Source organism: Zarconia sp., assembly GCF_057467645.1.
This window is the reverse complement of record NZ_JBRJXU010000169.1, coordinates 1-13225: the sequence shown is the minus strand read 5'-3', so window position 1 is coordinate 13225 and position 13225 is coordinate 1. Positions and strand designations below refer to the sequence as shown.

Here is a 13225-nt window from a genome sequence, read left to right as displayed (position 1 = left end):
GGAATGGGGAATGGGGAATGCACGCATTCTCTCCCCTTGTCCCCCTCCTCTTATTCTCCAGTGACCGAGAACTGAGTCTCGTCGGAAACGGCTTCATCGAGGGCTTTTTTGGCGACGCGGGTGACGTAGACGGTGACGGCGACGGTGGCTGCAAAACCGATGATGCGAATCGCCCACTGAATGCCGGGATTGGTGGGTTGGTCTGCCCCGCCGATGGTGGCGAGACTGCCGGCGAGGGAACCGATGTAGACGTACATCACCGTACCGGGAATCATGCCGACGGAACCGAGAACGTAGTCTTTGAGGGAAACGCCGGTGAGTCCGTAGGCGTAGTTGAGGAGGTTGAAGGGAAAGACGGGGGAGAGGCGGGTGAGGAGGACGATTTTGAATCCTTCTCGTCCTACGGCTTCGTCAATGGCGGCAAATTTCTTGTTGCCTTCGATTTTTTTGGCAATCCAATCTCGGGCGAGGTAGCGTCCGACGAGGAAGGCACAGGTTGCACCGATGGTTGCGCCGATGAAGACGTACAGGGAACCGAGACCGACGCCGAAGACGACTCCCGCCCCCAGGGTGACGATCGATCCGGGTAAAAAAGCAACGGTCGCGACGATGTAGAGCAGTATAAAGGCAATTGCCCCGGCCGGCCCTAAGTCTTGGATTTGTTGCAGGGCATTTCTGAGGAGTTCTTGGGGATTGAATCCTTGGCTGCTGGCTTCTTGGGCGAGGGCGGGAAGGGTCGCCCCCAGGAAGAAAATGGCAGTCAGTCCGAGGGTTTTGAGACCGTGTCTGAGGTGGATGGGTCGGTTTTTGAGGGGAGGTTTCATCGGTTTATCGAGGGATTTGACTTTGGGGTAGAACTTAGTTTTCGTTCGATCGAGATGTCGGGAGTGGCGACCCGAACTCATTCGGGCTTCGATCGCAACCGCCATCGCAATTAGGACACTGATAAAGGCGAGTTGGGGGAGAGAATTTTAAGGGGGGAGCACACCAATTTTAATTTCGGAATTGGGGATTTTTTTGGGTGGCATTTGCACTCGATATTTGCGGGATTTAACTAAATTGATTCGAAGCAGTTTGCAAGATTATTTCAGGGTTAAAGTTCCCCAAATTGGGTACTTTTTGTTATTAATTTTGCAAAAAGATAAACCCGAACACTGAGTTTTTTTGATTTTTGGATAAATTAATTTTTTAGATGAAGTTATCATCCAGTTCTATTGCAGTTTTGCGTAACCGAAGGTAACATTAAACTGACGGCACCAAATCGCCACCGAACCAAAATTTTGGCGCTCGATATCTTCCGGTAGCGCATATCGCTGGGAGCCTCGAATCTCATTTAAGGGAGCCAGGGCAAAATAATCACTTTCGTTTAAGGCACTGGTTTGAATTTGAGGGGAACGGTGGAGAACGACGACCAAATCCGGTCCGGCATCTGTTTTAAAGTCTTCGCTAAACTCTAAAAATTGGCGATCGCCTTCGGTTACCAGTTTAACCTCTCCGACCGTTGGATGGTCGACAGCGACGAAGGAGCCAGAAATGCTTGGTGGTGAAGTCTCAGCGGTCGGGTCGGGCGTAGAGGATGTTTCGATCGCACTGGAATTAGATGGAGAAGAATCTGTCGGTGTTTCTACCGTAGCTCCTTGAGAAGAAGAGGTATCCGAAGTTGAAGTAGAAACGGGTTGTTTCGAGCAACCAATAGATAATAATAAGACGAGATTTAAGACTAAAACATAGTTGAGTTTCATAATATAATCTCTGTCAAGACGAACAATATCGAGTCAGTTTTTTACCGACTCTTTCACTTTAACAGGGCAATTCCGAATTTAGATGAATCCTTCCTGAGAGGAAAATTGTAAGATGGAAATAACCGAGAGGCGATTTTCTCAGAAACTTTTCATCAATCCATTCGGTCTGCTTGAAAGACCCAGATATTTCACAGAATGCATTCCTCCCCCTTGGCACAACGTACCCTTAAATTGCTCTCATCCCTGAGTTACCGCACCGGAGAACTCGATGGCTATTTGCACGAAATTGCCGTTGGCGTAAGTCAGATTGTTGGTGTGGATTGGTCGGTGGTCACGCTGTTGCTCGAAGAAGATCCCGATTCTCCACCGGGGACGCTGCGCGATCGCCTCCTTGCCAGTAATATCGATTTAGGAGAGGGCAATCGGGTCTACTCCATCCACGGAACCCTCACGGCAACGGTAATTCGTCGCGGTTGTTCTCTGGCGGTCGAAAACGTTTTGGCGCGCACCGAGTACGGCCAAGCCCCAGAGGGATATTGCGCTTATCTGGGGGTTCCCCTGCGGGCGGCATCGGGAAAAACCATCGGTACGATTTGCTCCTTTCACCGCCAACCCCGCCAGTTTAGCGCCGAAGATCTGAGTACGGCAGAACTGTTTGCCGAACGGGCCGCCACGGCGATCGATAACTACCAACTCTACCAGGAGCAGTGCCAGTTCAACCAACGCCTGGAAGCGGAAGTGCAACGGCGTACTGAAGAGTTGCACCAAGCCCAAGCCCAACTGGTGCAACGGGAACGACTCGCCGCCATTGGAGAATTCGCCGCCACCATCGTCCACGAAATCCGCAATCCCCTCACCACCATCGGTATGGGGTTGAACTACTTCAAAAAAACCGCCCTTTCCGAACCCGCCCAAGCCCGAGTCAATCTTTCCCTCGACGAAGCCTCTCGCCTGGAACGATTGTTGGGGGAAATTCTCCTCTACGCTAAACCCCACGCCCTCAACCGCACCGAATTCGATTTGCACGAACCCATCGGCGAAATCCTCGAAGCCATGGGAGAACGGCCGGAAATCCCCCCGATCGAATTTTCCTGTGCTGCCCAAATCCTAACGGTACGAGGCGATCGCGATAAACTCAAACAAGTTTTCATCAACCTGGTGCAAAATGCCTGCGAAGCCTCACCTCTCGGAGAAGCCGTTGCGTGGCGGGTGGAATGCGATGGGAGTTATGTCACTTTGCAAATCTGCAACGGTGGCGAACTGATACCCGCCGATGTCATCCCCAAACTGACGCAACCCTTTTACACCACCAAACCGTCCGGAACTGGGTTGGGATTGGCGATTGTCAAACGCATTGTCGAAGCCCACGACGGAGAATTTTCGATCGCCTCAAATGTGGAAACGGGAACGACGGTAACGGTGCGCTTGCATGGGATGGGTGTTTGAAAAGGGAGATCGTAATTTTCGGTTATTGTGCAAATGTATCGCGATCGGTTTGAGGTCTAGTGCTGCTACGCAGAATTAAAAATGCGTCTTGAAAAGTTGAACGGGACAGAAACTGACACCGCTCACTTTTCGCAAAATGAAAAATGCAATCGGGAAGAGTACATAGAGCTTTCACAGGTTAAGAGCTAAGTCGTTATTTCTGCCGCGCTGCACTAGAGAGCTGTATCCCAGTCATTAGATATCTCCAGAAATCAAAAATAAAATCAATTTAGATACCGAATTGATACATTTTTTAACCCTTTCCCCCTTAACCCTTAACCCTTAACCCTTTTCCTCCAGAAGTCTATTGGAGGCGAGCGCTTGGGATTCGATTCCCTACACCCCACACCCCACACCCTACACCCTTCACCCCATTGGTGTGCAGTTTTGCAAGTGTCCTTGACTGTTGTATTCTCGATCGCTTTAATTTGACATTAAACCGGCATTTGAGTCACATCGAATCGTGAAAATCGAGAAACCGTCCATTTGATGGGCAATACCCCCCAGGAGTCTCGTACCTTGAAATTAATCGCTATTGAATTTTCAAGGTTCGTCATGAAAAAAGCAATCTTCTCTATCGCCCTCGCTGCTGCAACCGCCACACTCGGCGCGAGTTCTGCCCTAGCGCACAACGCCTTTGGAAACGAGCATTTTCAGTGCCACGCCACCCTCACAGCCGTCAATCCCAACGCTCAAATCACCCTACGTTCGGGCCCTGGAACCGATTATTCTAGCTTGGGCTACGGCCTAGTGGGAGATGAAGTCGCCGTTCTCACCGTTGCCCCCCCCGAAATGGATTACGAAATCGATCGATTCGGCTACGGCTGGTATCGCGTCGGCTTCGACGAAAGTGGCGCGAAAGGATGGATTCGCGAAGACTTACTCAACGTGACGTGCGATCCCATCTACGACTAATTGAATTGTCACTCGACAATGGCTAGATAATTGCGATCGCCATTTGACGCAGATTGAGATTCTGGTTGAATATTCATAAATCGGGTAGGGGTCAACGGCAGTTGACCCCTACAGTCCTTGCGTTACAAACTTGACTGTCCTAAGCGCGCTGCGCTTGGGTAGAACCCCTTTCAAAGGAAAGATTTCCCAAAAATCTTGCCCACCCTACCACTCTGACTCATTGTCAATTGTCAATTGTCAATTGTCCATTGCCCCAATTCACATCCGCCGAATCCACCCATTGAGGGTAAACCGACTATCTTCAAACTGTTGAGACGGACAAGATACCGGCATCACCTCGTGGCGGCAACGGCTGTTGAAAAAGACGATCGTGTTATTGGCCGGTTCGATCGTCTTAAAATTATCGTGACCGATGACCGCATCCCCCTGGAGCTGGGTATCGTAAAGCCGCAGTTCTCCCCCCGAATACTGTTGCGGCGTGTTGTTGAAATAGTAAACGTAGGTAAACTCCCGCGTGGCCGTTTTTTCGCTCCCCGCATCGTTGTGAACTTTGTAGAAACAGCCATCGTTATGGGCAGTCAGCTGCATTTCCACCTTCGCGATGGGAAACGAGGGATGCTTGAGTGCATTGAGAACCGAGGGTAAGGTTCTTAAAATTTTTTGCTGGAGAAAATCGTAAAATTCCGGAAAGAGGGTGGCGTACAGCACCGAAGACTGACGGTAGTTTGCTGCTTGCGTCGTTGTGGTAGAGGCAACGAAATCATCGGCATGCGTTAGAGCCATTTCTAGGGCGCGAGCGTTTTCTTGGGCAGAGAGAAAGTTATCGATACGAACGTAGCTGGCGGGTAAAAATTCCGATCGGGGTTGGGTTGCAGTTGCCCCACCCCCAACCTGGGAACCGTTACCGGTGGATGCGGTGGCATACCGAGTCGGCTCTTGAATGGCACCGGCAGAAGAGCGACCCGAAGAGGCGCTGACAGAACCGCCATTGGCATCCGATAAACTCAGTTGAGAGGCCTGGATTTGCGGAGCCGTTCCCGTTATCTCTAAAATCCGAAAGGCGACCTCCGCCCGTTCGAGGGGTGAAAGTTCCTGACTCTTGAGGAGAGTTTCGAGAGTATCGATGGCTTGAGTTGCCAAGTGCTGGAGTTGCTCTCCAGAGGCGAGATTGTTACTCATGCAGTCTTTGAGTTCCCGGACTCGATCGAATTCTGTTACCAGGATACGATCTTTACTCGATGTCCCAACTCGATATCCGATGCTCGAGATCCAACGACAATCGGACCGACGCGGCAATGCTAGAGACAGCCTTTGCGAAAGGCTTTGCGTCAGTCCGATAAATTTTTAGCGAGATTTGAGAAATTCGGGAGTTACTGCCATGACTAGGCGCGCTTCTTATTGCTCATCACTTTGAACGCGCCACCGATGGCGAGCAAGCTCATCGTGGTTGCCATGCCACCCGGTAAGGGTTCGGGAACGGAGGGAGGCTTGTTTCCAGTCGGTGCCATACCGAGCAGCTTGCTGCTACCGTTGCGTGCTCCATCCTTATTTTCGACACTCGTAAAGCGAGCGCCGAATTGTTGTCCGATGAAGTTATCGATCGACAGAGCTATGGCATTGTGAGAGACCGTGAACGTCGTCACTTGAAAATCATCGCGTCCGCCACGAAGACCGTTATTCCCGATCGATAAACCGATGTCGAAAGGATTAGCCTGTCCACCGCCACCGTTCAGATTGTTGCTATTACCACCAACGGTGGTCACGCTGTTGTCACCGATCGCTTGGTCGGTGATGTTAGCACCAGAAATATTTAAGCCACTCAGAAGGGAAGCATCGTTAATATTGAACCAGATACCACGGATGTCAGCGGCCTGATAGCTTCCCGCATCAAGGGTAAACTGAACGCCACCGTTGCCGTTGTCTTCCAGGGTAAACAGACCTTCCGTCGTACTACCATTATTCGTAAAATCGTTGACGCTGAACGAGGTAGAAGCAGCATTTGCTGGGTTCATTGCCGAAGAGAGAAGAGCGAGGCTACCGGCACCAAAGGCGGTTATCAAAGCTGAATTAATTTTCATGGCTGCGATTTTTTGAAGTTTCTAGTTAGGACGGAATGCGAGAAGTTTACTCAATCGAGTTGTGATAAAAGTCACTGACGTCATCGAAACAATCAGTTATAAACGAAAATTATTCGTGTTTTCTCGATTGATATATATCCAACTTAACCGTTTTTTTTGTATTAGAAGATAAATAACTTTATCTTTACTAAAGTCATACAAAAATTCGCGTTTTACGAATCTTCGATCAAAAAAAATGGTTGCAAACCCGATCGCAAACATCGTTGTTTTTCAGTATTGTTCGATCTCAGAATGTGAATTGAGGGGACCGCTCCGGGTGCGATGTGCCAATAGTCTTGATATGCTTCTAGAATAATGACGACTCCCAAGCTTTCATTGAGTCACCCGTCATCGATATAGATACATAAGATGAGCGCCCCTCGCCTGCACCCCGACACCATCGAAGAAGTCAAGCAACGTGCCGATATCCACGATGTCGTCTCCGAACATGTCGTCTTGCGCAAGCAGGGCCGAGAATTTATCGGCTTGTGTCCCTTTCACGAGGAAAAAACCCCCAGCTTCCACGTCAACCCCTCCAAACAGATGTACTACTGCTTTGGTTGCGCCAAGGGAGGCAACGCCATCACCTTTCTCAAAGAAATCGGGCAGCAATCTTTTACCGAAGTGGTGCTGGGGTTGGCACAACGCTACCAAATTCCCGTCAAAACTCTCGCCCCAGAACAGCGTCAGGAACTCCAGCGCCAACTCTCGCTGCGGGAACAACTCTACGAAATTGTGGCGGTGGCGGCGAGTTTCTTTCAACATGCCTTACGGCAACCTCAAGGCAAACTGGCCCTAGATTACCTGCTAGATCGGCGCCAACTCTCTGAAGCCACCCTGCAACAGTTCCAACTGGGGTACGCGCCGGAAGGGTGGGAAACCCTCTACGGCTATCTGGTGCGCCAGAAACACTATCCGGTGGAGTTGGTGGAAAAAGCCGGACTCATCGTTCCCAGGCAATCGGGAAGCGGCTATTACGATCGCTTTCGCCATCGGCTGATGATTCCCATTCACGATACCCAGGGACGCGCCATTGGGTTTGGGGGTAGGACGCTGACGGACGAACAGCCAAAGTATCTCAATTCCCCGGAAACGGAGTTATTTGATAAAGGAAAGACGCTATTTGCCCTGGATAAGGCGCGTACGGCGATTTCTAAGGAAGATCGAGCGGTGGTGGTGGAGGGATATTTCGATGCGATCGCCCTCCATGCTGCGGGGATTTCTAATGTGGTGGCTTCTCTAGGAACGGCACTGAGTTCCTATCAGGTCAAACAACTCCTGCGCTATACCGAATCCAAACAAATTATCCTCAATTTCGATGCTGATGCTGCCGGAGTACGCGCTGCCGAACGCGCCATTTCGGAAGTGGAAAATTTGGCGTATCAAGGGGATGTACAACTGCGAATTATGAATATTCCCGAAGGGAAAGATGCCGATGATTTTCTTAAAAGTTCTTCTGGCGATCGATATGTAGAATTAGTCGAAAACGCACCGCTGTGGTTAGACTGGCAAATTGAAGAGATTATCGGCGATGGCGATTTAAAGCAAGCCGATCGCTATCACAAAGTCGCTCAAGAGATGGTCAAGCTTTTGAGCAAAATTGGCAATGGCAATACCCGGACGTACTATACAAAAAAATGTTCGGAACAACTCAGTCAAGGGGACTCGCGACTGGTTCCGTTATTGGTCGAAAATTTGGGGGCGCGGATTCGGAAACAGCGATCGAAAACGGACCCCGATCGCCCGGGTTCTAATACCGTCGCCCCGCTGCCAATGGGTGCCGATCGTACGTCGGTGGAGCGCTCGGAAGCCTTACTGCTGCGAATTTATATTCATTGCCCACCCCATCGGACGACGCTCCTTCAAGAAATCCAAAAGCTCGAAGATCACGAAATTTCATTTAGCATTTACGCCTATCAAATTTTATGGCAAAAAATGCTAGAACTTGAAAATACCTTAACCTTAGAACCGACCGAACTCATTTCAAGAATTCAAGAGCAACTTGAAGCGTTTCCCGAGGAACTCGATCGCCTCTCTTCCATTCTCCATTTAGATGAAAAACTCGAACGGGATATCCTCCGAACTCCTCTCATCGTTCGCGCGGCGTTCGCCTGTTTGGAAAAAGCAAATCGACAAACCCGCTACCGCCATTTTATGCAGTTATGGACGCAAACCGACTGTGCTGAAGAACCCGAACTTGCCCGACAGTATCAAGAGCAAATTTACGCAGAAAAACGGCGAATTGCCGAACTCGATCGTTACCGTTTCCCCAGTTTTGAAGAGTTAATTCGCCATCCCGTTGATTCTTAAGTAATAAAGTAAACATTCAGTCGTCAGCTATCCGCTATCCGCTAATTACTCTTGGGGAACGCAAAAAATTGAGGGGTTTTATAGCCGTCGCCAGAGCAATTAGGACACTCATGAAGGTGGGCTTCGGGGGCTTCGGGAGTAGGGGAGGGGAAGACTTCAGTCAGAGCGCACAGTTGTCTGGTGTTATCCGCGCCTAGAGTGGCGACGGCGACTGCTATAGCCAGCTTAATTTGAGATCTCATCTTTGAGCCACAAGCCTTACAGTTAGACCGATTGACTCTTTGTTTGTCGCAAATGACTCGACTCAGGCAGCTCTGTCATGAAGCAACTGGATGAACGACTGCCTTCAAAGCCAGACACCACCGAGAAAGATCTCAAATGGGTTCTATACAAAAGGGAACGATCGCCGGAGATCGAGAGTCTGCCATCGAGTGACCTGCGATTGCCCGACTCACATCAGTGCCCTTGCGATCGAAAACTGCATAAGTTCTTTGGCGCTAGATGTATATAGAAGTAAGAGCAGGTTTTATCGGACTTGTAAGACTAGGGGGCTACTACAATGAATCGCATCCACGATCGCCAAAATAACCGTGGCTATTCCGATCGCAATCCGGCGATCGAGCCTCAACCGCCGCAGAAGGGGGCAGACTTCGATTTACAGCAACTGTGCGTCGAACTCGATCGCTTGGAAGCCCAAAGACCCAATCCCTCACCGTCACAGAAGCCAGAGGGCGATCGCTAATTCGATCGCATACTCAAATCCAACCAAGTCGATCGAGTAATCGGGGCGCTGCTGGAGATATAGTCTACGCCAGTTTCGGCAACCGCGCGGATATTGGCGAGGGTGACATTCCCCGATGCTTCGATTTTGATGCGATCGCTGGTGGCTCGAATTTGGGCGACGGCTTCGCGCATCATCTCCACGGACATATTATCGAGCATGATAATATCGGCTTTGCAGTCGAGGGCTTCTCGAACTCGCTCCAGGCTTTCTGCTTCCACTTCAATCGTCAGGGGATAGGGAACCACCGCTCGAATCTGCTCGATCGCTCGTTCGATGCCCCCCGCGAGGTCGATATGATTATCCTTAATCATCACCGCATCATCTAACCCCATGCGATGGTTCGTTGCTCCCCCAACTTGGGTCGCGTACTTTTCGAGCGATCGCAATCCCGGTGTCGTCTTGCGAGTATCCACCAATCGCGTCGGTAAATCCGCAATTTCGACCACGTATTTTTGCGTCATCGTCGCAATCCCGCTCAGTCGCATCGCCAGATTGAGGGCAACCCGTTCCCCTGTCAACAGAGCATCCAGGGGGCCTTCAATGTTGGCAATTGTCGTACCGCGATCGCAAGATCGACCTTCTGCAACGGTGGGGGTGAATTTCACGCGATCGTCGAGTAATTGAAACACCCGTGCGGCAATGGGTAATCCGGCGATCGTTCCGGCTTCTTTGACGATCCAGTATGCTTTGCCGATTTTGTCGGTTCCCTGGGGAAATAAGCTTTGCGTAGTGCGATCGCCCCGTCCGATATCTTCCAACAGCCAGCTTTTGAGTAACGGGTCTAGCGCTAAAAGAGGAGGCATTACAGCAGCGATCGTCATGTCTGGTAATTGTGAGAGACAGCCGCCATTCAGGTTAAAACAGTGCGGGGGGGCTTGACAACCAATAGATCGATTTTATTTTCGCAGCTTCCAGGAGGAACATATACGGGAGTGTTGGTGAGTCAAAAGAAAGATGCTCAATTGAAGCTGTTAACATCTTAAAAATATTAGATATAAATTTTTTTCAAAATCTTATAAATATTCTTGAAATAAGAAGTTTTTTTACCCATCTATTGGATAAATTCCCATAACGTTTTAGCTTCGGTTCCTACAGTTTGAATTCTAAATTTTTCACTTAATCGCTGAGTTTGCGATGCTGAAAAATGCGACTTCCAATCTCCTACTGTTCCTTTGCGAATAAATGGAGACATATGAGGCGGACGTTGGCTAGACCAACGACTTTGGTTTTGGCTCATACGAGTAAAACTCGTGTGTTCGAGAATACTTTCTAGAATTTGGGTATTTTTGAGTTTTTCAGCATAGGGATAACCCAAAAAGTTAGCAATTTCCAGAATGGCCGTTTTAAGATTTACTTTCATCGATTCATAGGTCAAAAATAAAACATTCGCATCATTTTTGTGTTGCATCCAAGGAACTAAGTGGTCGAAGTAATCTCCCCAGTCAACTTCTCCATCAATGAAACATTCAAAAAACTCATCAAATGTCCCTTCTGCAAAATCATAATGTTTCACAAATCCTTTTGTATGATAAAAAAAAGACACAGCACAATCAAACGGATTGCGAGCAATATAAATATATTTTGCCTCGGGATGATGGGGGGTTAGATCGTAAGTCAGATGTGTTTTAATAAAGCGAGGCTCAGATAATGATTCCACAAACTTACTTCCTACTTCTTCGAGATGAGGAACTTCTAGATTAATATTTTTACCGACAGGTAATGGTTCTCCATCGTGGGACATCATCCAAATAATATGTTGAGTCCAAGTTGTACCGCACTTGGGATAAGTCACAATAAAAGTATCTCCTTTATGAGCTTTATATGTCAGTCCCGATTCAAAGTTTTCTGGACTAAATCCCATGGGTAAGCGAAATTTTTTGTAACGGACGTAGCTTGGTTTCATAATTAATTTAATTAAATATAGACTGACTCTTACTTCAACCCGTGTATGTTAGCAGAGTCACCTCTTTGAAATCCCGTCTTTTGACTATCTCGCGGTTATTCAAAATGAGTTCGATCGTTACTTATCGAATAATAATTCCTCGGATTTATGAGATACGCTTGAATTTTTTTTGAATCCGGTTAAAGAGAAAGGCTCCTACACCGAAGCAGGAGCCTTTATGCAATACAAACTTATCGTTTGTTTAGCTTTAGTCGATCGATAAACCCTCGACGATATTAGTCAAGCGGGTTCATCGCCAAAGTCGGTTCGTTCTCGCGATCGATACCTTTCTCGAAGCCAGCAACAGCCGCGCGAGCGCGACCGGCGTGCCACAGGTGACCGACCAAGAAGAAGAATCCCATGATGAAGTGGAATGCTGCCAACCAAGCGCGAGGATTCACGTAGTTAAATCCAGAGTTCGGCTCGGTGATAATGCCACCCACGGAGTTGATCGAACCGTTGGGAGCGTGAGTCATGTACTCAGCCGCGCGGCGCAATTGCCAAGGCTGAATATCGTTCTTGAGCTTGTTCAAGTCCAAACCGTTCGGACCGCGAAGAGGCTCGAGCCAAGGACCGCGGAAGTCCCAGAAACGCATGGTCTCTCCACCGAAGATGATTTCCCCAGTCGGAGAACGCATCAGGTACTTACCCAAACCGGTCGGGCCTTGAGCCGAACCGATATTCGCGCCCAGTTTTTGGTCGCGAGCGAGGAACACGAACGACTGAGCTTGAGAAGCTTCGGCGTTGGTGGGACCGTAGAATTCGCTAGGATAAGCGGTGTTGTTGAACCAAACAAAGCAAGAGGCGATGAATCCCATCATGGATAAAGCGCCCAAGCTGTAGGAAAGATAAGCTTCACCAGACCAGATGAAAGCGCGACGCGCCCAACCAAAAGGCTTGGTGAGAATGTGCCACACTCCGCCGGAAATGCAGATCAGACCTAACCAGATGTGACCGCCGATAATATCTTCCATATTATCGACACCGACAATCCAGCCCTTACCACCAAAAGGAGAAGTGGTGAGGTAACCGAAGATTGCGGCCGGGTTCAACGTCGGGTTAGAGATGATGCGGACGTCTCCGCCACCGGGTGCCCAGGTGTCGTAAACGCCACCGACGAACATAGCTTTGATGACGAGCAAGAAGCAACCACCGCCGAGCATCAGCAGGTGGAAACCGATGATGTTGGTCATCTGGTTCTTGTCCTTCCAGTCGTAGCCGAAGAAAGAAGAGTATTCTTCGAGACGCTCGGGACCGCGAACGGCGTGGTAGATACCGCCAAGACCCAACACCGCAGACGAAATCAGGTGCAGAACACCGATAACGAAATAGGGGAAGGTATTGACGACTTCACCACCGGGGCCGACACCCCAGCCGAGAGTTGCGATGTGGGGCATGAGAATCAAGCCCTGTTCGTACATGGGCTTTTCGGGAACGAAGTGGGCGACTTCAAACAAGGTCATCGCACCAGCCCAGAAAACAATCAGACCGGCGTGAGAGACGTGAGCACCCAGCAGCTTACCCGATAATTCGATCAGACGAGCGTTGCCAGACCACCAGGCAAAACCTGTCGAGGCTTGATCGCGCCCCGCACCGGTCATAGCAGTGTTAAATGTCGAGTCCAAGGGGGAAAACCTCCATTGAATTTGGGTTTTTCGTTTGGGAGGTAAAGCGGTTTTAGGACTTGGTCAACCGCTTTACGTCTAGCTAAATAGGATTATGAGACGAGATTTTAAGGTTCGATCGAAAGTTCTACCTTAAGTTAATAGCTTATCTCATATCTTTACAAAGCGTTACCGCGAGGCAGAACTTCTTCGGGGAACTCAAAGCCTTTGTGAGGCTGGTCTGCCGGAGACATCCAAGCGCGAATCCCTTCGTTGAGCAAGATATTCTTGGTGTAGAAGGTTTCGAACTCGGGGTCTTCTGCAGC

The 13225-nt window shown here is 49.4% G+C and carries 12 protein-coding genes and 1 pseudogene; 4 read left to right on the top strand and 9 right to left on the bottom strand.

The genetic code is table 11. From position 1 onward, the window contains the following. Positions 1–50 precede the first annotated feature (50 nt). Together AC2215_RS24590 and AC2215_RS24585 are read right to left on the bottom strand one after the other, a co-directional pair. Positions 51–929: a TVP38/TMEM64 family protein gene (locus AC2215_RS24590; protein WP_486812664.1), complete on the bottom strand. Its 879-nt coding sequence runs from the start codon at positions 927–929 to the stop codon at positions 51–53. A 282-nt stretch (positions 930–1211) separates the two neighbouring features. Next, on the bottom strand, positions 1212–1742 hold the full coding sequence (locus AC2215_RS24585; protein ID WP_486812663.1) for a DM13 domain-containing protein: 531 nt from the start codon (positions 1740–1742) through the stop codon (positions 1212–1214). A gap of 195 nt (positions 1743–1937) precedes the next feature. On the opposite strand from AC2215_RS24585, the gene AC2215_RS24580 reads away from it, so the two are divergent. Both AC2215_RS24580 and AC2215_RS24575 read left to right on the top strand, forming a co-directional pair. Further along, positions 1938–3188: an ATP-binding protein gene (locus AC2215_RS24580; protein ID WP_486812662.1), complete on the top strand. Its 1251-nt coding sequence runs from the start codon at positions 1938–1940 to the stop codon at positions 3186–3188. Positions 3189–3782: 594 nt separating this feature from the next. After that, positions 3783–4142: an SH3 domain-containing protein gene (locus AC2215_RS24575; RefSeq protein WP_486812661.1), complete on the top strand. Its 360-nt coding sequence runs from the start codon at positions 3783–3785 to the stop codon at positions 4140–4142. Positions 4143–4400: 258 nt separating this feature from the next. Here AC2215_RS24575 and AC2215_RS24570 read toward each other — a convergent pair whose 3' ends face one another. Next, entirely contained in the window at positions 4401–5321 is a 921-nt protein-coding gene (locus tag AC2215_RS24570) for a 2OG-Fe(II) oxygenase (RefSeq protein ID WP_486812660.1), read from the bottom strand. 203 nt (positions 5322–5524) lie between these two features. Further along, a complete protein-coding gene (locus tag AC2215_RS24565; protein ID WP_486812659.1) occupies positions 5525–6220 on the bottom strand; it encodes a hypothetical protein in 696 nt (231 codons plus the stop codon). Positions 6221–6628: 408 nt separating this feature from the next. Between AC2215_RS24565 and dnaG the strand changes: the two genes are divergently transcribed. Continuing rightward, a complete protein-coding gene (dnaG, locus tag AC2215_RS24560) occupies positions 6629–8569 on the top strand; it encodes a DNA primase (protein ID WP_486812658.1) in 1941 nt (646 codons plus the stop codon). A gap of 41 nt (positions 8570–8610) precedes the next feature. Here the strand turns inward: dnaG and AC2215_RS24555 are convergent, their stop codons facing one another. Next, positions 8611–8811, bottom strand: a complete 201-nt coding sequence (locus AC2215_RS24555) for a hypothetical protein (protein ID WP_486812657.1) — start codon at positions 8809–8811, stop codon at positions 8611–8613. Positions 8812–9128: 317 nt separating this feature from the next. On the opposite strand from AC2215_RS24555, the gene AC2215_RS24550 reads away from it, so the two are divergent. Continuing rightward, complete coding sequence (locus AC2215_RS24550; RefSeq protein WP_486812656.1) at positions 9129–9311, top strand: hypothetical protein; 183 nt, start codon at positions 9129–9131, stop codon at positions 9309–9311. Here AC2215_RS24550 and nadC read toward each other — a convergent pair. The 4 genes and pseudogenes from nadC to AC2215_RS24530 form a co-directional block, all read right to left on the bottom strand. Next, positions 9308–10156 (bottom strand): carboxylating nicotinate-nucleotide diphosphorylase, encoded by an 849-nt coding sequence (nadC, locus tag AC2215_RS24545; RefSeq protein WP_486812655.1) that lies wholly within the window; start codon positions 10154–10156, stop codon positions 9308–9310. The two genes, AC2215_RS24550 and nadC, sit on opposite strands and share 4 nt — an antisense overlap. A 248-nt stretch (positions 10157–10404) precedes the next feature. Further along, positions 10405–11256 carry a sulfotransferase domain-containing protein gene (locus AC2215_RS24540; protein WP_486812654.1) on the bottom strand — a complete coding sequence of 284 codons (852 nt, stop codon included), beginning with the start codon at positions 11254–11256 and terminating at the stop codon, positions 10405–10407. A gap of 275 nt (positions 11257–11531) precedes the next feature. Further along, positions 11532–12896 carry a photosystem II reaction center protein CP43 gene (gene psbC / locus AC2215_RS24535; RefSeq protein ID WP_486812653.1) on the bottom strand — a complete coding sequence of 455 codons (1365 nt, stop codon included), beginning with the start codon at positions 12894–12896 and terminating at the stop codon, positions 11532–11534. Between the two features lie 182 nt (positions 12897–13078). Next, a pseudogene (locus AC2215_RS24530) lies at positions 13079–13225 on the bottom strand (photosystem II D2 protein (photosystem q(a) protein)); the annotation flags it as partial.